Origin of the sequence: Curtobacterium sp. GC_Cur_3 (genome assembly GCF_026544205.1) — a bacterium.
In the GTDB taxonomy this organism is placed as follows: domain Bacteria; phylum Actinomycetota; class Actinomycetes; order Actinomycetales; family Microbacteriaceae; genus Curtobacterium.
Genome location: NZ_JALNUI010000027.1, coordinates 16,547 through 37,770 on the forward strand (window position 1 = coordinate 16,547; position 21,224 = coordinate 37,770).

Consider the following 21,224-nt stretch of genomic DNA (forward strand, 5'->3'; position numbering starts at 1 on the left):
TGCCCGTGCCCGCCGAGCACCGGTGGCGGATCTCCTCGGTACGCTGATCTGACCTGAGCCGGCCCCACCAGCCGATGCTCGGATCAGGCACACTCCCCAGGAGGAGACACGGCATGCTCGTCGACGCGAGGTTCACGACGCACGACCGCGACGAGGCACAGGAACTCGTCCAGCGGGTCTACCCGGGCAGCGCCTTCCGCGAGTGCGTGTCGCCCTTCACGTACAAGCAGCGGGTCGTCGGCGACAGCGAGGCGGTGAGCGTCGCCCGGTTCGAGGTGAGCTCACGGTCCGAGCTCGCCGTCCGCTTCGACGGGGTCGTCGGCATCGGGATGGCCTCGGGCGCGGACTACCGCGCCACGAGCAACGACGACCCGCTCGACACGGCGAAGCCCTTCCTGCTCCGTCCGGGGATCGCCAGGTCATGGTCGTCGGACCACCACCTGATGGTGGTCAACCTCGACGTCGGCGCGCTCGCCCGACACGTGGGGACCGACGACCAGGGTGCCCGCCTCCGGACGGCGTCCTCGGGACCGCTCACCGATGCGGCAGCGAGCTACTGGTGCCACGTCGCCCGTCACGCTGCGAGCGTCTTCTCCACCTCGGCGCTCAGCGGCTACGCGCTCATCCACAGGGCGACGACCGACCTCGTCCTGGCCTCGGCGGCGGATGCCTTCGGCATGACGGTCGAGCAGGTCGGCTCCGCCGCGGGCGACGCCGCCCTGCCCAGCGCCGTGCGTCGTGCGGCGCAGTTCATCGAGGACAACGCCGCCGCGCCGATCGGCATCGTCGAGATCGCCGAGGCAGCCCGGATGAGTGTCCGGGGCGTCCAGCTGGCGTTCCGGCGAGCGCTCGACACGACCCCGACGGAGTACCTGCGGCGAGCGCGCCTGCGTCAGGCCCGAGCGCACCTGACGACATCGACGCCCGGCGAGACGACCGTCACCGAGGTGGCACGGACGTGGGGGTTCACCAACCTCAGCCGCTTCAGCACGGCGTACCGCCAGGCGTACGACGAGTCCCCACGGCAGACGCTCGAGCGTTGAGCCCATCGCTGCGGGACCGGGGTCGTCCTGGACGCACGGCGCACCGGGGAGACACTCGGCGCAGGATCGACGGACCCGCAGCGCAGCCGAGGACGAACGGGGCGGTTCGACGAGCGGCCTGCTCGATCATGGTGAGGCCTCGATCCGGTCGCTCAGGGACGGTCGAGAAGAGGGGCGGGGAGCCAACCACTCCCCGCCCCTTCATCCGTGTCACCGCTAGTCGGCCCGGTAGGCGGCGGCGTTCGATCGCCAGCGTTCCGCCTCCTCGTCGAAGTCCGGGATGCTGTCGAGGTCCGGACCGCCGGCGGCGTAGTGCTCCGCGATGGCGTCGTTCGCCGCCCTGCCCATCGCGGCCCCACGCGCTGTCATGACCGTCTCGTAGTCCCGGACGGCGGCGTCGAGGTCGATGCCGGCGTGGACCGCCCCGACGACGGCGCGCGCGAGTTCGGCGCCGTCGAGGAGTGCGAGGTTGACGCCGTTGCCACCGAAGGGCGACATGACGTGGGCCGCGTCGCCGAGCAGCGTGACGCCCTCCCGGTGCTCCCACGTGGTCGGGGTCGGCAGCGCGAAGATCGGCCGGTTGGGGAGGGCACCCTCGGACTCGTCGATGACGCGCAGGAGCTCGGGCGCGAACTCCACGAACCGCTCCCGCAGGACCTGTCGGACCCGCTCGGTGTCGGTGGCGGTCGTGCCGTTGGCGTCCAGGACGCCCCCGCGACCGTCGGGAGCGCCGAGCCCGGCGGTCGCGAGCCAGTCGAGCTCGGTCCGGAACGAGATGTACCCGCGGACGGTGTCGCCGCTGTTGCGTTGCAGCACGAGGGTCTTGCCGTCGCCGTTGGCCCACATGTGACCGTCACCGACCAGCGCGGCGATCTCCGGGTGCCGCTCGGTGACGTCCGTGAAGAGGGCCTCGACGAACGTGACACCGGTGTACCGCGGGGCGGCGTCGGTGAGGACCGCCCGGACACGTGACCAGGCGCCGTCGGCACCGATGACGAGGTCGGCGGTCGCGGTCGTGCCGTCGGCGAAGGACAGGGTGCGGCCCTCGACGTCCACCAGGCGGTGTCCCCACCGGATGGTGCCGGGCACGAGAGACCCGGCGAGCATCTCCCGCAGCTGCGTCCGGTCGATCTCGGGAGCGGCGGTCTCGCCCGGTGCCGGGTGCTGCTCGGCGACGACCGCGCCGCTCGGGTCCAGGAGGCGGTGGGCCTGGCCCTCTGGACGTGCCAGCGCGAGGAACTGGTCGGTGAGGCCGGCGTCGTCGATCGCGATCTGGCCGGAGTCGGCATGCAGGTCGAGCGTGCCGCCCTGCGTCCGTGAACCCGACGACGCGTCGGCGTCGTGGACGGTGACGGCGACGCCGCCGAGCTGCAGGATGCGCGCCGCGAGGAGGCCGCCGGGGCCGGCCCCGATGATCGCGACGGACGGTCCCGTGGTGTGGGTCGGTGTGGGCATGGAGCACTCCGTTCGATCATTTACCGAACGATCGTTCGGTAGGCCCGACACTACTGACCGAACGATCGTTCTGCAACTAGGCTGTCTCCATGGAGAACGAGAAGCGCCGGTCAGGCAACGAGACCCGGTCGGAGATCCTCCGCGTGGCCCTCGAGCTGTTCACCGAGCGCGGCTTCGAGGGGGCGTCGATCCGGGACCTCGCCGAGGCCCTCGGCATGACGAAGTCGTCGCTCTACTACCACTTCGCCAGCAAGGACGCGATCCTCGCCGCCCTCATGGAGAACCGGCGCGACGAGGTCGACGGCCTGCTCGCCTGGGTCGACGAGCAGCCCCGGACGCCCGACCTGCTCCGTCGGACGGCGTTGCGGTGGGTCGACTCGACGGGCGAGGAGCGGCTGCAGGGGATGCGCTTCGCGCACGCCAACGGGCCGGTGATGCAGCGGCTCGCGGCGGACGGCACGGATCGACGGTCCCTGTTCGGAGCCGTCATCGACCGGGTGCTGCCCGGATCGGCGACGGTGCCCGAGCGACTCCGCGCGCAGATGGCGTTCGACAGCGTCAGCGCCGCGCTGTTCGCCGCGCAGGGCACCACCGCGTCGGACGCCGACGTCCTGGTCTCGGCGCGCGAGGCCACCGTCCGCCTGACCGACGACGCCTAGGCCCGGTACGACCGCCGCCGTAGGATCGCGGGATGCACGCTGCCTTCGACCACGTCGTCATCGGGGGCGGGGTCGTCGGTGCCGCGAGCGCTCGGTCCCTCGCCGCCCGGGGCGAGCACGTCCTGCTCGTCGAACAGCACGGCCGCGGACACGACCACGGCTCCTCGCACGGGGCCAGCCGGATCTTCCGCATGGGCTACGCCGACCCCGAGTACGTCGCGCTCTGCCAGCAGGCCCTGGAGGCGTGGGTCGCGCTCGAGGCCGCGAGCGGCCGCCAGCTCCTCGATCGCACCGGCGCTGTCGACCACGGCCGAGCAGCACGGATCGACGCCATCGCGCGGGAGCTCGCCGCGGCGGGCATCGCCCACGAACGGCTCACGCCCGAGCAGGCCACAGCGCGGTGGCCGGGCCTGGCGTTCGAGGGGCACGTCCTCACGCACGCCTCGGCTGGTCGCATCCGCTCGGCCGACACGATCGAGGCGCTCCTCGACCTGGCGACGTCGGACGGTGCCGAGCTCGGGTTCGACACCAGGGTCACCGGCGTCGAGGACCACGGAAACTCCGTCACGCTGACGCTCGACGGGCCGGACGGCGCCACGACCGTGACGGCACCGAGCATCGTCGCGGCGGTGGGGTCCTGGGCTCCCACGCTGGTCGGTGCGCTGTTCCGGGAACGCGGGGCGAGCCTCCCGGCCATCCGCGTCACCCAGGAGCAACCGGCCCACTTCCCCAGCCACCTGCCGGACGGCGCCTGGCCGAGCTTCGTGCACTGGCCGGAGGGCGGCCCCGACGTCTACGGGCTGCTCACGCCCGGCGAGGGTGTCAAGGTCGGGTTCCACGGCACCGGCCCCGTCGTCGACCCGGACCAGCGCGACCGGACGCCCGTGCCGGAGGAGCTCGAGCGGCTGCAGGCGTACGTGGCGCGCTTCGTGCCGGGGGTCGACGCGAGCCGGCCGGAGCCGATCAGCTGTCTGTACGACAACTCCCCCGATGACGACTTCGTGATCGACCGTCGCGGACCGGTCACGGTCGCGACGGGCTTCTCCGGGCACGGGTTCAAGTTCGCGCCGCTGCTCGGGGTGATGGTCGCAGACCTGGCGACGGGCGGGGCGCCGCACCCGCGCTTCGCGCTGAGCAGCTGAGCAGCTGACCGGCCGTCGGCCGTCCTGTCCGCGGGTCGACGCGACCGCTAGCGTTGCTGCGTGCATGTCGTCGTCGCGCCGGACTCGTTCAAAGGGACGGCCACCGCTGCCGCCGTCGCCACCGCCATCGCGGACGGGTGGCTCGCCGCCCGACCCGACGACACCGTGACGCTGCTGCCGATGGCCGACGGGGGTGAGGGCACCCTCGACGCGTTCGCCGCCGCGGTCCCCGGGTCGCAGCGCATGCCGGTGACGGTGACCGGGCCGGCAGGCGCCCCCGTCGACGCCGAGTGGCTCGCGCTGCCCGACGGCCGTGCGGTGGTCGAGCTCGCGGCGACCAGCGGGCTCCCGCTGCTGTCGACACTCGAGCCCGACACCGCGCAGACGACCGGGTTCGGCGAGGCCATCGCCGCCGCGCTCGACGCCGGGGCGACGGGACTGGTGCTCGGCATCGGCGGGAGTGCGTCGACGGACGGTGGAGCGGGGCTCCTCGGGGCGCTCGGACTCGGGGGTGTCGGCAAGGGTGGCGGCGCCGGTTCCGGTTCCGGTTCCACTGGGCCGGTCTCGCTGCTGGACGGACTCGGTGAGCTGACCACGGCGGCGCTCCGACCCCTGCCACCCCTCGGCGTCACCGTGCTGACCGACGTGACCTCACCGCTCCTCGGCCCGACCGGTGCCGCGGCGGTGTTCGGACCGCAGAAGGGCATCACACCCGACCGGGTCGCGGTGCACGAGGCCCGGCTGGCCGCCTGGGCCGCACGCTTCCCCGACGTCGACCCGACGACGCCCGGTGCCGGTGCCGCGGGCGGGGCCGGGTTCGGCCTGCTGGTGTGGGGAGCGACGCTCGCACGCGGGGCCGGTGCGGTGGCGGCGGTGCTCGGGCTGCCCGACGTGGTCGCGGCCGCTGACGTGGTGATCACGGGCGAGGGTCGCTTCGACGGGCAGTCTGCCGCAGGCAAGGTCGCGTCGGTCGTGTGCGCGATGGCCGAGGGTCGGCGGCGGATGCTCGTCGCGGGGGCGATCGACGCGCCGGTGGACGACTTCGACGCGGCGGCCTCGCTCACGGTGATCGCGACGCAGACCACGGGCGAGCCGTCCGACGCGATGGCCGACCCGCTGCGCTTCGCCCGGATCGCGGGGCAGCGGCTGGCCGCACGGGCGTGAACGCACGGGCCTGAGCGCGCCGGCCTGAGCGCAGGGGCGTGAGCGCGCTGGCCTTGGCGCAACGCGGCTAGAGCGCATGGGCGTGAGCGCGCTTGCCTTGGCGCAACGCGGCCAGGCAAGTCGTCGCCGAGAGCACGCGACCGAGCACGGGCGACACAGCCGCCCTGCGTACGGTGGAGCCATGGCAGGCTCCTGGACACGCAGACCGCACGTCCTGACCCTCGTCGCAGCCCTGGTGCTGCTGCTGGTGGGGATCGGTCTCCTGATCGCCCCGTGGGACGGGGCCGTGGGCGCCGTCGCCTGGGTCCTGATCATCGGCGCCGGGGTGCTCGGGGCGCTGGCGCTCTTCTTCGCCCGGACGCCGCGCAGCTAGGAGTCGTTCCAGTCGACCCGGGGTAGCCCTGGGTGCATGGGACGGCCAGCGCGAGCACCGGGACCGACGGGTGTCGTCGGACGGCTGTGGAGCGCAGTCGGCTCGGCAGCGCTCGTCGTGGTCGTCCTCGCCGTCCTGACCGGGTGCAGTGCCGGCGGATCGGCACGCGCCGACGCAGAGGCCACTGCCGAGCGGTTCGCGCAGGCGGTCTCGGCTGGCCGCGGGGCCACGGCGTGTGCGCTCCTCACGCGGGATGCACGCGAGGACGTCGAGACGGCGAGCGGAGTGGGTTGCGCGACCGGGATATCCCGGCTCCGGCTCGCGGTGCCGCCCGCCGACGCCCCCGGCGACACCCTGGTGTACGGCCGGGCGGCGATGGTCGACCAGGGTGGCCCGGCACTGTTCCTCGCCCGCTCCGGGTCGACCTGGCTCGTGCGCGCTGCGGCGTGCACGCCGCGGACCGACGCCCCGTACGACTGCACCGTGGACGGGAGCTGACGTGCGCCGGGTCGTCTGGGGCTACATCGCCGTGATCGCCGTGGGTCTCGGGTACTTCCTGACCCTCGGGCTGCTGGGACGGTGACCGCGGTGCGGTTCCTGAAGCAGAACTCGCTCAGCCTGTTCTTCGGCGCGCTGTTCCTGGCCGCCCTCGTCGGGCAGTCCGTCGCGGGGTGGGCGTCCTTCAACGAGTCGCAGGTGTCCGAGGGACTCGTGTCCGTCGGGTGGGTCGAGTACGTCACCTCGTCGAGCTTCGCCGCGGACGTGGCCGAGAACTGGCAGTCGGAGTACCTGCAGTTCCTGCTCTACATCTGGGCGACGATCTGGTTCGTGCAGCGCGGCTCGTCGGAGTCGAAGGACGTCGACCAAGCCGGACCACGCTCGGACCGCGAGGAGCAGGTCGGACGGTTCGCCCGAGCTGACTCCCCGGCATGGGCTCGTGCCGGCGGTCTGCGGCAGGTCGTGTTCGCCCACTCACTGCTCATCGTGATGGGCGGCATCTTCGTGCTGTCCTGGCTGGCGCAGTCCGTGGCCGGGGTGGTCGCGTACGACGAGCAGCAGCTCACCGCGCTGGACGCTCCGCTCACGTGGGGCGAGTACGTCCGCAGCGCGGACTTCTGGAACCGGACGCTGCAGAACTGGCAGTCGGAGTTCCTCGCCGTCGGGAGCATGGCCGTGTTGGGCATCGTGCTCCGTGCGCGCGGGTCATCCGAGTCGAAGCCCGTCGGGGCGAGCCACGAGGACACCGGCGCCTGACGGCGACAGCGGCCAGGACGGGCCAGCGCTCAGGCGACCTGTTCGCCGAGGAAGTCCGCGTAGGTCGGTTCGTGCAGGTCGGTGAAGTGGACGAGGCGGGCCTCGACCAGGGCGGCGATCTCGGCGGGGGAACGGAGCCCGCGGCGGTGCCATTCGTGGGTGGGCAGTGAAGCGGTCGTGGCGGTCATGCGACCAGCCCCTTCGTGGGCGGTGAAGGCCCGTGCTGCCGAGGTGTTCCGCTGTGTCAGGGATCCGCAGGACGCGGGTGACATCGTGACGACGGAATCGGTACCATCTCGGTTCCTCCACCGTAGGGCCTCCCCCGGCCGGGGCCGAAGCCGGGTGCGTGAACTGGTCAGCGGCCCGGGGTGCCCTGTCCGTGCCTCCCTCCGGAGCGCTCCACCGGGCACCATGGACGGTGGATCGGAAGCGGTCCGCCCCGCGCGGGCCCACGGCCCGCACTCTGCGAGCGCACCGCTGACGTCCCGTGTGGGCCCACCGGCCCGCACCCTGCGAGCCCACCGGCTCGCACCCCGGAACCCCACGAGGAGACCAATGCGCACCGTCAACGCGTACGCGGCACCGTCCGCCACCGAACCGCTCGTCAAGACCACCATCGAGCGCCGCGACGTCGGCCCGGACGACGTCGAGATCGACATCGCCTACGCCGGCATCTGCCACTCGGACATCCACACCGTCCGTGGCGAGTGGGGCGACATCCAGTACCCCCAGGTCGTCGGCCACGAGATCGTCGGCCACGTCCGTGCCGTCGGCGAGAACGTCACGAAGCACCAGGTCGGCGACCTCGTCGGCGTCGGCTGCATGGTGAACTCCTGCGGCGAGTGCGAGCAGTGCCTCGCCGGCCAGGAGCAGTACTGCCTCAAGGGCAACACCGGCACCTACACGAGCGTCGACCCGGCCGACGGCACGATCACCCAGGGCGGCTACTCGCAGGCGGTCGTCGTGGACCAGGACTTCGTCCTCCGCGTCCCGGAGTCGCTCGACATCGAGAAGGTCGCGCCGCTCCTCTGCGCCGGCATCACGCTGTACTCGCCGCTGCACCACTGGAAGGCCGGCCCCGGCATGTCCGTGGCGATCGTCGGCCTCGGCGGTCTCGGCCACATGGGCGTCAAGATCGCCGCAGCGCTCGGCGCCGAGGTCACCGTCCTGTCGCAGACCACCGCGAAGCAGGAGGACTCGCTGAAGTTCGGCGCGAAGGCCCACTACGCGACCAAGGACCCGGAGACCTTCGAGAAGCTCAAGGGCTCCTTCGACCTCATCATCAACACCGTGTCGGCGAAGGTCGACATGGGCGCCTACCTCGGCCTGCTCAAGGTCGACGGCACGCTCGTCAACGTCGGCGCCCCGTCCGAGCCGCTCGAGGTCCCGGCGTTCGCGCTGCTCCCGGGCCGCCGCAGCTGGGCGGGATCGTCCATCGGTGGCATCAAGGAGACCCAGGAGATGCTCGACTTCTGCGCCGAGCACGGGATCCTGCCGGAGACCGAGCTCATCAGCGCCGAGCAGATCAACGAGGCCTACGAGCGCGTGCTCTCCTCGGACGTCCGCTACCGCTTCGTGATCGACGCGGCGACGCTGGCGTAGTCCAGCCGCACCGTCCCCATCGAGGGAGCAGCGGACGTCGGGTCAGCACCTCGGGCCCGACGTCTCCTGCTCCCTCGACGTGGTTCCGGGGTCACCCGACCTGGTCGCCGCTCGGCAGCGCGGTGCACCAGTCGACCTGCTCACCGGCGGTGCTCGCCTCGAGTGCCCCCGTGGTCGCGTCGACGATGCTGACGAGCGCGCCGTCGCGGGACCGCGTCGCGAGCGCCACGAACTGCCCGTTCGGCGAGGGACACACCGCGTTCAGGGTCGCGTCGGCCGGGATGGTCACGGGCAGCCGGGAGGCTCGGGTGCCGTCCACGCGCACGATGCGGCTGGCGATCGTCCCGTCGCCGCGGACGTCGCCCACCGTGCGCAGGTACGTCCGGTCCGTCAGCTGCGCGATGCGCCCGAGGTACGGCGCGTCCGTGCTCAGCGCCGGAGCGGTGATGGGCGTCCGCTTCCCGCTCGTCAGGTCGACCCGCTCGATGCCCGTGCCGGACTCGACGACCGCGGTGGTGCCGGACCCGACGAAGCCGTGCAGGTACGTGGCCGACCCGAGTCGCACGGCCTCGGCGTGTCCGCTCATGTCGACGAGGAACAGCTCGTCGGTGCCGGTGCGGACCAGGGCGCTCTCGGTCCGCGGGACGTAGGCCCACTGGCTGACGGTCATCGGCACGGCACCGGTGGTCGGCCTGCCGTCGGCCGCGATCGCCTCGGGCATGTGGGTGCCGGTCATGTCGACCACGTACAGCCCGACGTCCTTCGACTCCCCCGACGACGTGTCGGCGTACTGGAACCCGAACGAGGCCCCGTCGTCCGCGGCGTGCAGCGCGGACGCGTGCCCGGCGGAGGTCGGCAGCGTCAGGTGCTCGACGGGCGCGTCCTGGTCCTCGACCCCGCCCGCCAACGAGACGACGTCGATGCTGGACTCCCCCACGGCCGTGTCGCTGAGCACCACGAGGAACCGGCTGAGCTGGACGTACTCGGTGATGTCGGAGCCCTCGTACACGGTCGTCGCGCCCGAGGCGTCGAGCGACCGCCGCACGATGCGGTCCTCCCCCGCACCGGCACCTCGCACCAGGGCGAGGACGTCGGTGCTGCCCGTGCGGATCGTCGCCCGGAGGTCCGAGGTCGCACGCTGCCCGGGCGCCCGCGCACCCGCCACCGTGACCGTGTAGCGGCGGTCGTACTCGAGCGGCCCGGCGAACTCGACGGCCACGGTGTTGCCGCTCGAGGTCACGGTGTGCGCCGCCGCCGGGCTGACCCGGACGTCCGCCGCCGTGACGCGCTGCAGGGCCTGGTTCGCCGTGATGATGACACGTTGCGCCGGACGGGACACGATGCCGCTCGCGTCGTACGCCACCGACCGCAGCCGCGGGCCCTGGTGCGAGCCGACGACGGCCGCGAGCCCGGCCACGACGACGAGCACCAGCACGACGGCCACGAAGCGCCGTCGGAAGCGCTCCGCCACGGGGCGCCGCGTCTCAGTACTCATAGGGGTCCTCGGGCTGCTGGACGCGCTTGACCGTCTGCGCCTTCACGACCGTGCGGGCGTCGGCGGCCTGGTCCGGGTTCGCGGCGAGCGCCCCGCTGACGGTGACCCACTGGTTCGCGTCCGGGACGGCACCGTCCGTGGTCACGACGAGCCCGACGGGCTGCGCGTCGACGGCGCAGCAGCTGATGACGAACCGCGTCAGGGTGAAGGTGCCGTCCGCCCCGGGCACGACGAACCCCGTCAGCCGCACCCGCTTGCCGACGAGCGAGCTGGTGTCGGTCGTCTGCCGGATGAGCGCCGCCCAGTCCTTCACGCCGTAGCCGGCGGTGTCGACGGAGCCGCTGCCGAGGAGCGCCACGTTCCCGCTCGACCCCGTGGCGTCCGAGAGCGTCGCGCTGTCGACGCTCCGCTGCTGCGCGGTCCTGGCCGACAGCGTCGTCGGGGGCAGGACCAGCATCGCCAGCGTGAGCGCGATCGTGACGGCCGCCGCGACGCCACCGAGGACGGTCCCGAGGAGGCGAGCCGGGCCTCCAGACCGGCCGGAGGCGACCACGTCGTCGTCGGGACCCGCGTGGTCGTGCGTGTGTCCCGCTCCCCGCGCGACGACGAGCAGGCCGGCGACCGACGCCGGCACGGCGACGGCCGCGAGCACGACGGTGAAGACCGAGTACCGCGGGTTGATGTAGAGGTCGAGGTGGCCGACGGCGGCGAGCCACAGCGTGCAGAGGGCGACGGCGAGCACCGAGCCGAGGCCGACCAGCGCGCGCCGACGACCACCGCCGTGGGCGGTCTCGTGGGTGACGTCGTGCTCAGACGAGGACATTCATCACCAACCCGACGGCAGCGGCGAACAGGACACAGACGACGGCGAGCAGCACGAGGAAGCGCACGCGGAACGTCGTGCGGAGCAGGGCCAGCATCTTCACGTCGATGATCGGCCCGATGACGAGGAACGCCGTGATCGACCCGGGCAGGAACGTCGAGGCGAAGGACAGCGCGAAGAAGGCGTCCACGTTCGAGCACAGCGACACCGTCATCGCGAGCAGCATCATCGCCAGGACGGACAGCACCGGGTTGGACCCGATCGCCACGAGCGTGGACCGGGGCACCGCGACCTGGATCGCGGCGGCGAGCCCGGCGCCGACGAACAGCGCCGGCATCATCGTGGCGGTCTCGCCGCCGAACTGCGCGGCGCTCTCCCGCCAGCGGTTCGTCGGGGCGGCGCTGCCGACGGCGGCGCGGCAGCGGGCCTCGAACGCGGGGAGCAGCAGGTCGGCGGGACGACGGTGCGCAGCGACGATCCACCCGACCAGGTTCGCGACGACGAAGCCGCCGACGATGCGCACGGGCAGGATCCACCCGGACCAGCCGAAGGCCTGCGCGGTGCTGATGATCACGAGGGGGTTGAGGATCGGGGCGGCGACCAGGAAGGTGACGGCCTCGGCGGGGGTGAAGCCGCGGAGCATCAGCCCCCGGGCGAGCGGGACGTTGCCGCACTCGCACACGGGGAACAGCATGCCGATGAGCGAGATCACGGCTCGTCGTGGCATCGGGCGGCTCGGCAGGATGCGCTCGAGGGCGCCCTGCGGCACCCAGACCTCGACGACGATCGAGAGCACGATGCCGAGCACGACGAACGGCAGGGACTCCACGACGACGCTGATCGCGAGGGTGAGGAAGTCCTGCACCACGTCGGGCAGACCCGCTGACCCGATGCTCGGCGTGACCAGGCGGATGCCCAGGAGGACCATGACGGCCAGCAGCACCAGGCCGGGGCCGGTGAGCGTCCGGGCCCTGGTCGCAGTGGCGCGGGGCAGGGTCCTCGTCACGACTCCAGCCTAGGGCGCTGGCGTGACGGGGCGGGCGGTGCGGGTCAGCGGGACTCGACCGCGCGGTCCACCGCACGTCCGGCCGCCTCGGCGGTGGTCTTGGCGAACGTCGCCGTCATGTGGTGCGACCCGAAGTACACGATCAGGCCGCCGATCACCGTGTGACAGGTGCCCGCGGTGCAGAACAGGTCGCTGAGGTCGAGCACGTGCACGCCCCGGACGGCCTGCGATCCGAGCAGCATCGGGTCCGCCGTCGACGCGAGCTGGGCCCGGTCCGACGGCGTCGCACACGGGTCGGTCTGGTCGAGGTGCTGCGCGACGCACTGCGGGACGTCCACCCCGGCGGCGTTCGGGATGTCCCGGAGGGCGATGACCTGCTTGCCGCGCTCCTGCAGCGGCTTCCAGACCTGCTCGAAGTCGTCCGAGGTCAGCGACCGCCACGGGGACGGCGCGTGCGTGTAGGCCTGCGTGTAGTTCGTGAACACCACGGCCTGGATGTCCTTCGAGCTCAGGATGTCCTTCTGGACCGCCTGCCCCCAGGTCGCGCAGCTGTGGACGACGTCGGGGTTGCCGTTGCCGCTCGCCGCGACGCCCTCCGCTCCGGTGCCCGCGCAGTAGCTCTTCAGGTACGTCACGAACTCGATGCCGTGCGCGGCGCCGTACTTCGCCAGCGGCAGCAGGAACTGCCCGGCGTGCGAGTCGCCGATCAGGGCGACGACCTTGGCCGGGTCGTGCGTGTCGCCCACGCGGCACACCATGACGGCGGTCTCCGTCAGCCCCTGCTTGCAGGGGTCGACGACGGCGACGCCCTTGCCGATGTCCGTCGCCGCGACCCCGGGGTCGGTGAGCGCGGTCGGCGTGAACGGGTTGCGGCACGACTCGTCCGTCATCGCGCCGGCACCGAGGCACGCCCGTTGCGCGGCGGCGGCACGTTCGACGGATGCCGTGTGCGCCCGGACCGAGGCGTCGGTCGCGACCGCGACGGTCCCGCTGCCGGCGACCACGAGCGCGGCAGCCGCGACGCCGACGACCACCGAGATCAGCGGCCGACGTCGCACGAGCGGTTGCATCGTCCGTGCCGGGTCCTCGACGAAGCGCTTCGTCAGCCAGGCGAGGACGACCGCGACCGCGAGGACGACCACCTTCGACTTCAGGCCCAACGGGTGGCCGAGGGCGAACGGCGCGATGGTGAGCAGCGGCCAGTGCCAGAGGTACAGGGAGTACGAGACGGCACCCACCCACTGGACGACGCCGAGCCGTGCCAGCTGGGTCGGGGACCACCAGATGTGCGGGGTCCCAGCGGCGATGACGAGCAGGGTGCCGGCGACGGGCAGCAGTGCGGCGGACCCGGGGAACGGCGTGGCGGCGGTGAAGAGCAGCACGGACAGGCCGATCGCGACCAGCCCGGTCCAGCTCATCGCCGCAGCGAGGACCCGGTTCGGCCGGCGTCGTCCCGCGGTCGCGAAGGCGAGGAGACCGCCGAGGGTGAACTCCCACGCGCGGGTGACGGTGCTGAAGTACGCCGTCGAGGAGCTCAGGGAGGTCATGACGACGCAGTACACGAGGCTCGCGACGGTGATCGCGGCCAGCAGCACGAACAGGATCCGCTTCAGGCGGGCATCCGGGCGGGACCGCACCAGTGCGACGACCACCAGGACGACCAGCGGCCAGGCGATGTAGAACTGCTCCTCGACCGAGAGCGACCAGAAGTGCTGCACCGGCGACGCGGCGTTGTCCGCCCCGAGGTAGTCGACGCTGTTCGCGGCGAGCAGCCAGTTCTGCACCGAGAGCGACGACGCCGCGATCTCCTTGAAGAACTGGACCCACAGCACCTGTGGCACCCAGACGAGGATCGCGACCGCGGTCGCCAGGAGCACCACGATGCTCGCCGGGAGCAGTCGGCGCACCCGCCGTGCCCAGAAGGACATGACGTCGACGGTGCCGGTCCGCTGGGTCTCGCGCAGCAGGTGCCCGATGATCAGGAACCCGGAGATGGCGAAGAAGACGTCGACGCCGACGTAGCCGCCCGTCAGTCGGTGGGGCCACAGGTGGTACAGGACCACCGATGCCACCGCGACCGTCCGGAGTGCCTGGATCTCGGGCCGGAACCGACCCTCGATCTGCTGCATGACCCGCCTGCTGATGGCGCCGCCCCCTCGTCGTCGCGACACCGCGTCGAGCCGCGGGGCCTGGAAACCAACAACGTGACGATACCCCACCGCTTGGACGGGGATCGCCGCCGGCCGGCGGTGCCGCGGGTCAGACGGTCAGCCGCAGACGTCCCCGGGGAGCTGGTCGTGGGCCGCTCCGTCCGTGGCGGAGGTGTCCGTGGCGGAGGTGTCCGTGGCGGAGGTGTCCGTGGCGGAGGTCGACACGGTGTGGCACCCCGGTCCGAGCCGCACGGTCCCGTCGTGCCGCTCGTCGCGTTCGCCTTCGACCCAGACGTCCCCGGTGTCGTCCGTCCCGGGCAGGCGGACCGTGGCGGTCGACGCCGGCGGCACACGGACGCTGACGACCACGTCCGAGCCGACGGTGCGGAACCCGGCCGTGACGTCCCCCCTGGCGGTCGGTCGGGTGATCGACGCCCACCGGACGCCGCCGGGGTGCGGTGCGACCTCGAAGGACGACCACGTGGGCGCGGCTGGTCGGAGTCCGAAGAGCCCGGTCGCGACGGAGGCCGTGGGTGACGCCCCCCACGGGTGCGAGTGCGTCGAGTTGTCCTTGATCCGGGTGTCCCAGGCCTCCATGGTCGACCCGGCACCGCTCGCGATCATGTTCCGCCAGCTGCGCTCCCCCGTCGCGGTGAGGAGCGACACCGCTGCGCGGCCCTGACCCGACTCGAAGAGCGCCGGGACGAGGAACGCGGCGCAGTACACGCTGCACTGCATCCCCCGCTTCGCGAGGTACGCCCCCGCGCGCGGCGTCGTCGTGCTGTCGGCGACGCCGAGGGCCAGCGCGAAGGCCGTGGCGTGGACGGCCCAGTGCCGGACCGGCTTGCCGTCCGCGGTCAGACCGTCGCGGTAGGCCCCGACGGACGGGTCCCAGAGTCGGTCGTTGATCGCCGCGCGCAGCGCCGTCGCCTTCGCCGCGTACGACCGGGACTCGGCGGTGTGCCCGATCGCCTTCGCCATCTCGGCCATCGTCGCGAGGTCCCGGTAGGTGAGCACGTTGACGACGGTGTTCACGGGCGTCCGGACGTACCCGTCGCGCTCGCCCTTCGGCCAGTCGACGATGTCGTCGTGCTCGTCGTGGTCCACGAGCCCGGTCCGCCGGTCGATCGAGGACGTCAGGAGGGTGCGCTGCAGCGCCGCCCAGTTCGCCGTGATCTCCCGGGTGTCGCCGGTCTCCTGCCACGCGGCGTGCACGGCGAGCGCGTTGAACAGCGGCCACTCGGTCGGCCACGTCGGGTGGGCCAGGAGCCAGCGGGTCGTGTACTCCGCGGACGCCGAGTGGGCGTCGACGGCGGCCTGGGCGATCTGCTGGATGTACGCGTCCGCCTCGTAGGGTGCTCGCTCCCGCTTCCAGGAGTCGACGTACATGCCGAGGGCGGTGCTCTCGAGCGTGCCGGCCGAGAACTGCACGACCTCGTCGAGCGCGTCGTCGGAGGACGCGAACGCCCCGGTGCTGACCGGCGAGTGCAGGGCGAGTGCGGTGACGTCGGCCGCGGTCGTCCCGGTCGGCAGACCGGTGAGCTCCACGTACCGGAACACCCGGAGTCCCCAGCCGGCGACGGCGTCCGGACCGGCGTGCAGGCGGAAGTGGTCGCGCTGCCGGTTCTCGCCGTGGGCCACCGCGGGCGCGGTGCCGGCCGCGGTGAGGGTCTCGGCGTACTCCACGCGGACGTCCCGGTCACCGGCGCTGGTCGTGTCGAGGCGGACGCTGCCCATCCAGGTCCTGCCGAAGTCGAGCAGGAGCCGTCCGGTGCCCGAGGCCACCGTCCGGACCGCCTGGTGTGCGGACTGCACGATCGGTTCGAGTGGCGAGGGCTGCAGGGTGCCAGCGGCGAACGGGCTCCTGGACGCCGGTGCCCGCCAGCCGGTCGCGTCGAAGCCCGGTCGGTCCCAGCCGTCGGGGAACGCCGCGGTGTCGATGTCCTCCGACGGCGCGGTGAAGTACCCGGTCCCGACGGGCGCCCCCGGTCGGATCGCCGCGGAGCCGTCGAGGGTGCGCCACGCCCCGTCCGTGCCGATCGTGATGCGCCGGCCGTCGTCGTAGGCCACGACCACCTGCGCGACCAGCCGACGGTCGCGCTCGGTGTGGGCGAGCAGCCCGACGACGTTCTCGGCGCCCGCGTGCACCATCGCGGTGACGTCGGTGGCGTCGTAGCGGACCTCCGACCCGATCGACCGAACGGGTCCGGCGGCGGCGAAGGCGCCGTTCACCTGCGCGCGGTAGACGTACTGCCGCGCGGGTTCCGGGGACGTACCGGTCGACCACATCGTCGCCCAGCTGATCGTCCCCGCCGGCAGCGTGAAGCTCCGCCGCGCGAACGTCCAGTCCGGTTCGTGCGACCGGACGAGGCACTGCGACGACCGCGGGACGACGAGCGCTCCGGCGTCCGAGACCGTCGCGCAGGAGAAGTCGCTGGCATGCTGCCCCGCGGTGTAGACGGCAGCACCGGTCGGGTCCGTGACGACGTAGGACGTCGCGGTCACCGTCTCGCCGGCACCGGTCCGGAAGCCGACGAGGCCACGCCGGAAGGTCCGATCGGTCCGGGAGTCGATCCGCTTGCCCTGGAAGGTCGTCCGGATGGAGGATCCGCTGAGGTCGATCCGGATGGTGTACTTCCGCCCCGCGACGACGTCGGTGCGGAGCGGCACGGGCGTCAGCGCGCGGTAGGACCCACGGACGCGGACGTACGGCAGCAGCTGGGAGCGCCGCGTGTCGACCTGCCACAGGTAGCCGTTCCGGTCGTCCTGGGCGCGGAACACGAAGCCGGTGGCACCCGTCGTCGCGACGAACGAGGTGGAGAGCGTGTAGTCGGACCACGGGTCGTACACGCAGGTCCGTCCGGCGGGCACAGTGATCCGCTCGCCCCGCTGGGTCACGCACGGCAGGGACGGCGTCGACCCGGACGCCGTCGCCTTCCAGAGCACGGCACCGGTCGGTCCGGTCACCCGGAGGCCGTCGAGCGTGCCGCGGTCGCCTCTGCCGGTCCGCACACCGACCCAGCCGGACGCGAAGGTGTCGTCACGGCGGTCGTCGACGAGCACCCCGTCGACGGTCGTGCGCAGTCGGTCGCCCACGGCGCTGATCGACACCGTCGCGGCCGTGCCGGTGCGGAGATCGACGCCGGCCGCGCCGAGGTCCACCGCGCGACCGGCCGTGTACACGCCGGCGTGCTGGACGAACGGCACCAGGGTGTCGTCGTCCGGACGGAACTGCCACAGGTACCCGTTCGCCGCATCGGCGGCCCGGAAGCTGATGCCCGTCGCCCCGGCGTCCACGGTCAGACGGGTCGAGACGGTGTAGTCCGACCACGTGGCCCCCGTCGTCGGTGCCCAGATCGGGACCGCGTCCCAGCTGCGGACCGTCGTCCCGAAGGACGTCGGCTCCGACCAGGGTGATGCGTCCTCGTCGGGACCGGCGGTGCGGACGGCGAACCAGTACCGGCTCGCTGACGCCAGCGCCGGTCCGGCGTACGCGATCCCCTGCGTCGAGGCGGAGCTGACGTTCCCGGAGTCCCACACGTCGCCGTGCCCGGCCGCCGCGTCCGCCGCGTCCGAGGCGACGACCACGCGGTAGGCGGACTGCGTCCCGGTGGCCGGGACCCATGAGAACCGGACGTCGGCCGGGTCCACCGCCATCGGTGCGTCGTTGCCGCCGACCCGCAGCCGCGACGGGACGCCGGTGGGCTGCGGCGCCGTGGTGGCGGGTCCGGACGACACCGCGGACAGCGCGACGGGAGGATCGGCGTCGGCACCGCGCGACCAGGTCCCGCCGACCACGGCCGCGCCGAGCACGACGGCCACGGCGAGGACGGCGGCCGGGACACGCAGTCGACGCGGAGCGCGGACCAGGGTGGGCGCGGTGTCCGATCCGGTCCGGTCGGTGGTCGGGCGACGGGGCGACATGGTCCTCGGGGGTCGGAGATCTCGTGCGGAGCCGGGCTGCGCCACGCTACCAGCCGCGGACGGGAGGCCCGGTGCCAGCTGGCACCGGGCCTCCCGTCCGTCACGTGGTCCGGATCAGACGGACGCTCCGGTGAACTCGTCGACCGCGGCGACGTGGTCGCTGCCGACGGCGCCCGCGAGGCGGGCCGCCGCGACGCGCTCGGCGTGGCTCGGCGGGTTGCTCGGGACGTGGGCGGGGCGACCCTCCTCGTTGATCCGCCGGAGCTCGGGGACGATGTCCTCGGCCAGGACGTCGATCTGCTCGAGCACCGTCTTGAGCGGCAGCCCGGCGTGGTCGATGAGGAAGAGCTGGCGCTGGTAGTGGCCGACGTGGTCCTGCATCGCGGCGTACCGGTCGATGACCTGCTGGGGCGAGCCCACGGTGAGCGGGGTCTGGGCGGTGAAGTCCTCCATGGAGGGGCCGTGCCCGTAGACCGGGGCGTTGTCGAAGTACGGGCGGAACTCGTTGACCGCGTCCTGCGAGTTCTTCCGCGCGAAGAACTGGCCGCCGAGCCCGACGATGGCCTGGTCGGCGCTGCCGTGGCCGTGGTGCTCGAAGCGCTGGCGGTACAGGCCGACCATCTGCTCGGTGTGCTGGATCGGCCAGAAGATGTTGTTGTGGAAGAAGCCGTCACCGTAGTACGCGGCCTGCTCGGCGATCTCCGGCGTGCGGATGGAGCCATGCCAGACGAACGGTGCGACGCCGTCGAGCGGGCGCGGGGTCGAGGTGAAGCCCTGCAGCGGCGTGCGGAACCGGCCCTGCCAGTTCACGACGTCGTTCTCCCAGAGCTGGCGGACGAGCGCGTAGTTCTCGATCGCCAGGTTGACGCCCTGCCGGATGTCCTGCCCGAACCACGGGTAGACCGGGCCGGTGTTGCCGCGGCCCATCATCAGGTCCATGCGGCCGTCGGAGATGACCTGGAGCATCGCGTACTCCTCGGCGATGCGGACCGGGTCGTTCGTCGTGATGAGGGTCGTGCTCGTGGAGAGCGTTATGTGCTTCGTGCGCCCGGCCAGGTAGCCGAGCATCGTCGTCGGGCTCGAGGCCACGAACGGCGGGTTGTGGTGCTCCCCCGTTGCGAAGACGTCGAGGCCGGCCTGGTCGGCGTGCTCCGCGATCGTCATGATGTCGCGGACGCGCTGCGTGTCGTCCGGGGTGGTCCCCGTGGTGGGGTCGGTGGTGACGTCACTGACCGTGAAGATCCCGAACTGCATGATGCGCCTGCCTTCCACAAGGTCGATGCGTTTGCATCGAACTGATGGGTACAACGTACTGCACGCGGGGACATTCCCGCTCGCGGCCGCGTCGGCGCGGTCCGGTCCTGCTGGCGCGTCGGCGCGGTCCGGTGCTGGCGCGTCGGCTCAGCGGCTGGCGGGCGGACCCGTCGGGTCCGTCGTCGGCGCCGCGTGGTGCAGCCCGTCCGCCAGCCACACCACCGTGGCCGTGAGCAGCACGCTCGCCGAGGACGCCATCCGCCCCGCGACGAGCATCGCGTCGTGGTCGCCGGAGGGGTCGGTCAGCGCCACCACGACCGCCGCCGCACCGACCGCGAGCGTCACCCCCGTCGCGATGAGGAGCAGCGCCGTCACGACCTTGCGCGGTCCCCGGCGTCCGTCGCGGTCGCCACGGACGCCCAGGTCGACCCTCGGTCCGAGCCACCGGACGAGCCCGAGCCAGAACAGCGCCACCGCGCAGGCGCCGATGATGTCGCTCACCCGGTGCCACCCGTAGACCACGGTCTGGTTCGCGACGAACACGGCGTAGACGGTGCCGACGACGAGCACCAGCGGGCGGAAGCGCCGGGGCGTGACCATCATCACCGCGAACAGCGCCGCCATCGCGATGGTCGCGTGTCCGGAGGGGAACGAGTTCGGCGTCGTCGACTGAGCGATCTCCGGGCGCACGGCGATACTCTTGAACACGGTCGATGTGCCCGCCGAGGCGAGCACGACGACCCCCGCCGCCAGACCGACGGCGAGCCGCCTCCGTGCGAACGCGACGGCGGCGATCACGACCACGAGCAGCAGGATCACGGGGACCGAGATCACGTTGAGCGCGGTGTCCGACCCGAACAGGTCGGTCTCGCGAACACCGCCGAGCGCCGAGTCCTCCACCCGCTGCCCGAGCGGCGTCAGCACGGCGACCGCGTAGACGAGAGGCACGATCACGAACCCCAGAGCCGCGAGCACACCCCACCGGAGCCGTCGCGACACACTCGGCCCCCGAGCGTCGCGCGACCCCGGCACGTCGCGCTCGGGTGTCCGGGTCACGGGGATCATCCTCCTCGGGGTGGTCGTCGCCGGTGTCGTGGCACGCCTCCTCGGCCTGCTCCGATTCGGTCGGTCGGGGTCGGACACGATACCGTTGGAGGGCCGGTCGAACCCTGGGAACCAGGGCGCGGTCGGCGGGTTCCGCCAGGCTGACGCTCCTGCGCGGACGCCCCGGCAGGGTGACGTTCCTGCACGGGCGGCAAGCGCCACGACGACCATCGTGGCACCAGACGAGGAGACCGACGTGGCCATCAAGGAACCGAGCATCATCGCTTCGCCGAACCGTGCGCTCGCGCTGACGGCCGGCACCGTCCTGACCATCTGGGGCATCCTCGGCTTCTTCTTCGCCCACGAGCGCGGTCACGCCTTCTTCGGTGACGTCGGCGGCCTGCTGTGGAACGCCTTCCAGGTGAACCCGGCGCTCGGTGCGGTCTGGACCCTGCTGGCCTTCGCGCTCTTCATCGTCGGGCTCGGCAACACGATCGGTTCGCGCAACGTGAACCTGCTCGTGGGCATCGTGCTCGTGGTCCTGGCGGTGTACGGCTTCGTGTTCTCGAGCACGTCGGCCAACGTCTTCGCGCTGAACACCCCCGACAACGTCTTCAACGCCATCGTCGGCGTCGTCCTGGTGCTCACCGCACTCGGTGCCGACAAGCAGAACATCAGCGCGCTGCGGGCTGCCCAGGGCTGAGGCACGCTGCGTCCGACGCCCGTCTGCCGTCCGGCAGGCGGGCGTCGTCGTGTGTGGGGCGGGTGGCGGGTGGCACTCCCGACTCGGAGCGACAAGGTCGCTGTCGTACGACCTCGACGTTGTCCCGTGGGCC

Annotated in this window: 18 protein-coding genes; 9 read left to right on the forward strand and 9 right to left on the reverse strand. The window is 72.4% G+C overall.

The window, feature by feature from the left end; translation table 11 throughout:
- The first annotated feature begins 113 nt into the window (after positions 1-113).
- Positions 114-1,043 carry a helix-turn-helix transcriptional regulator gene (locus OXR63_RS14165; RefSeq protein WP_267424306.1) on the forward strand — a complete coding sequence of 310 codons (930 nt, stop codon included), beginning with the start codon at positions 114-116 and terminating at the stop codon, positions 1,041-1,043.
- Positions 1,044-1,259: 216 nt separating this feature from the next.
- Here OXR63_RS14165 and OXR63_RS14170 read toward each other — a convergent pair whose 3' ends face one another.
- Positions 1,260-2,498, reverse strand: a complete 1,239-nt coding sequence (locus OXR63_RS14170; protein ID WP_267424308.1) for an FAD-dependent oxidoreductase — start codon at positions 2,496-2,498, stop codon at positions 1,260-1,262.
- Between the two features lie 89 nt (positions 2,499-2,587).
- Between OXR63_RS14170 and OXR63_RS14175 the strand changes: the two genes are divergently transcribed.
- The 6 genes from OXR63_RS14175 (at position 2,588) to OXR63_RS14200 (ending at position 7,090) form a co-directional block, all read left to right on the forward strand.
- Positions 2,588-3,157, forward strand: coding sequence for a TetR/AcrR family transcriptional regulator (locus OXR63_RS14175; RefSeq protein WP_267424310.1), 570 nt, complete (start codon positions 2,588-2,590; stop codon positions 3,155-3,157).
- A gap of 32 nt (positions 3,158-3,189) precedes the next feature.
- A complete protein-coding gene (locus OXR63_RS14180; RefSeq protein ID WP_267424312.1) occupies positions 3,190-4,299 on the forward strand; it encodes an FAD-dependent oxidoreductase in 1,110 nt (369 codons plus the stop codon).
- Positions 4,300-4,359: 60 nt separating this feature from the next.
- Positions 4,360-5,463, forward strand: coding sequence for a glycerate kinase (locus OXR63_RS14185; RefSeq protein WP_267424314.1), 1,104 nt, complete (start codon positions 4,360-4,362; stop codon positions 5,461-5,463).
- A gap of 181 nt (positions 5,464-5,644) precedes the next feature.
- Positions 5,645-5,836, forward strand: coding sequence for a hypothetical protein (locus OXR63_RS14190; protein WP_071279573.1), 192 nt, complete (start codon positions 5,645-5,647; stop codon positions 5,834-5,836).
- 36 nt (positions 5,837-5,872) lie between these two features.
- Positions 5,873-6,334, forward strand: a complete 462-nt coding sequence (locus OXR63_RS14195) for a hypothetical protein (RefSeq protein WP_267424317.1) — start codon at positions 5,873-5,875, stop codon at positions 6,332-6,334.
- 90 nt (positions 6,335-6,424) lie between these two features.
- Positions 6,425-7,090 carry a DUF6766 family protein gene (locus tag OXR63_RS14200; protein WP_267424319.1) on the forward strand — a complete coding sequence of 222 codons (666 nt, stop codon included), beginning with the start codon at positions 6,425-6,427 and terminating at the stop codon, positions 7,088-7,090.
- Between the two features lie 29 nt (positions 7,091-7,119).
- Here the strand turns inward: OXR63_RS14200 and OXR63_RS14205 are convergent, their stop codons facing one another.
- Positions 7,120-7,278 carry a hypothetical protein gene (locus OXR63_RS14205; RefSeq protein WP_194629231.1) on the reverse strand — a complete coding sequence of 53 codons (159 nt, stop codon included), beginning with the start codon at positions 7,276-7,278 and terminating at the stop codon, positions 7,120-7,122.
- A 367-nt stretch (positions 7,279-7,645) separates the two neighbouring features.
- Here OXR63_RS14205 and OXR63_RS14210 point away from each other — a divergent pair, with 367 nt between their 5' ends.
- Positions 7,646-8,692 (forward strand): NAD(P)-dependent alcohol dehydrogenase, encoded by a 1,047-nt coding sequence (locus OXR63_RS14210; protein ID WP_267424324.1) that lies wholly within the window; start codon positions 7,646-7,648, stop codon positions 8,690-8,692.
- Positions 8,693-8,783: 91 nt separating this feature from the next.
- On the opposite strand, the gene OXR63_RS14215 is transcribed toward OXR63_RS14210, so the two are convergent.
- The 7 genes from OXR63_RS14215 to OXR63_RS14245 all read right to left on the reverse strand — a co-directional run bounded on the left by OXR63_RS14215 (position 8,784) and on the right by OXR63_RS14245 (position 20,400).
- Positions 8,784-10,187, reverse strand: coding sequence for a hypothetical protein (locus OXR63_RS14215; protein WP_267424326.1), 1,404 nt, complete (start codon positions 10,185-10,187; stop codon positions 8,784-8,786).
- Positions 10,177-11,010 (reverse strand): TIGR03943 family putative permease subunit, encoded by an 834-nt coding sequence (locus OXR63_RS14220; RefSeq protein WP_267424328.1) that lies wholly within the window; start codon positions 11,008-11,010, stop codon positions 10,177-10,179. The genes OXR63_RS14215 and OXR63_RS14220 overlap by 11 nt, the downstream gene beginning before the upstream one ends.
- Positions 10,997-12,016 (reverse strand): permease, encoded by a 1,020-nt coding sequence (locus OXR63_RS14225; RefSeq protein WP_267424330.1) that lies wholly within the window; start codon positions 12,014-12,016, stop codon positions 10,997-10,999. The genes OXR63_RS14220 and OXR63_RS14225 overlap by 14 nt, the downstream gene beginning before the upstream one ends.
- A 44-nt stretch (positions 12,017-12,060) precedes the next feature.
- Positions 12,061-14,145, reverse strand: coding sequence for an acyltransferase family protein (locus OXR63_RS14230; RefSeq protein WP_267424333.1), 2,085 nt, complete (start codon positions 14,143-14,145; stop codon positions 12,061-12,063).
- A 138-nt stretch (positions 14,146-14,283) separates the two neighbouring features.
- Positions 14,284-18,090 carry a family 78 glycoside hydrolase catalytic domain gene (locus OXR63_RS14235; RefSeq protein WP_267424335.1) on the reverse strand — a complete coding sequence of 1,269 codons (3,807 nt, stop codon included), beginning with the start codon at positions 18,088-18,090 and terminating at the stop codon, positions 14,284-14,286.
- A gap of 114 nt (positions 18,091-18,204) precedes the next feature.
- Positions 18,205-19,344: a CE1758 family FMN-dependent luciferase-like monooxygenase gene (locus tag OXR63_RS14240; RefSeq protein ID WP_267424338.1), complete on the reverse strand. Its 1,140-nt coding sequence runs from the start codon at positions 19,342-19,344 to the stop codon at positions 18,205-18,207.
- A 147-nt stretch (positions 19,345-19,491) separates the two neighbouring features.
- Entirely contained in the window at positions 19,492-20,400 is a 909-nt protein-coding gene (locus tag OXR63_RS14245) for a phosphatase PAP2 family protein (protein WP_267424340.1), read from the reverse strand.
- A gap of 244 nt (positions 20,401-20,644) precedes the next feature.
- On the opposite strand from OXR63_RS14245, the gene OXR63_RS14250 reads away from it, so the two are divergent.
- Positions 20,645-21,091: a DUF4383 domain-containing protein gene (locus OXR63_RS14250; RefSeq protein ID WP_267424342.1), complete on the forward strand. Its 447-nt coding sequence runs from the start codon at positions 20,645-20,647 to the stop codon at positions 21,089-21,091.
- The last annotated feature ends 133 nt before the right edge of the window (positions 21,092-21,224 follow it).

What these genes read in the sequence shown, in the direction of transcription:
- OXR63_RS14165 (WP_267424306.1), top strand. Translation starts at nt 114, where the DNA reads ATGCTCGTCGACGCGAGGTTCACGACGCACGACCGCGACGAGGCACAG.
- OXR63_RS14170 (WP_267424308.1), bottom strand. Translation starts at nt 2,498, where the DNA reads ATGCCCACACCGACCCACACCACGGGACCGTCCGTCGCGATCATCGGG.
- OXR63_RS14175 (WP_267424310.1), top strand. Translation starts at nt 2,588, where the DNA reads ATGGAGAACGAGAAGCGCCGGTCAGGCAACGAGACCCGGTCGGAGATC.
- OXR63_RS14180 (WP_267424312.1), top strand. Translation starts at nt 3,190, where the DNA reads ATGCACGCTGCCTTCGACCACGTCGTCATCGGGGGCGGGGTCGTCGGT.
- OXR63_RS14190 (WP_071279573.1), top strand. Translation starts at nt 5,645, where the DNA reads ATGGCAGGCTCCTGGACACGCAGACCGCACGTCCTGACCCTCGTCGCA.
- OXR63_RS14195 (WP_267424317.1), top strand. Translation starts at nt 5,873, where the DNA reads ATGGGACGGCCAGCGCGAGCACCGGGACCGACGGGTGTCGTCGGACGG.
- OXR63_RS14205 (WP_194629231.1), bottom strand. Translation starts at nt 7,278, where the DNA reads ATGACCGCCACGACCGCTTCACTGCCCACCCACGAATGGCACCGCCGC.
- OXR63_RS14210 (WP_267424324.1), top strand. Translation starts at nt 7,646, where the DNA reads ATGCGCACCGTCAACGCGTACGCGGCACCGTCCGCCACCGAACCGCTC.
- OXR63_RS14215 (WP_267424326.1), bottom strand. Translation starts at nt 10,187, where the DNA reads ATGAGTACTGAGACGCGGCGCCCCGTGGCGGAGCGCTTCCGACGGCGC.
- OXR63_RS14220 (WP_267424328.1), bottom strand. Translation starts at nt 11,010, where the DNA reads ATGTCCTCGTCTGAGCACGACGTCACCCACGAGACCGCCCACGGCGGT.
- OXR63_RS14230 (WP_267424333.1), bottom strand. Translation starts at nt 14,145, where the DNA reads ATGCAGCAGATCGAGGGTCGGTTCCGGCCCGAGATCCAGGCACTCCGG.
- OXR63_RS14235 (WP_267424335.1), bottom strand. Translation starts at nt 18,090, where the DNA reads ATGTCGCCCCGTCGCCCGACCACCGACCGGACCGGATCGGACACCGCG.
- OXR63_RS14240 (WP_267424338.1), bottom strand. Translation starts at nt 19,344, where the DNA reads ATGCAGTTCGGGATCTTCACGGTCAGTGACGTCACCACCGACCCCACC.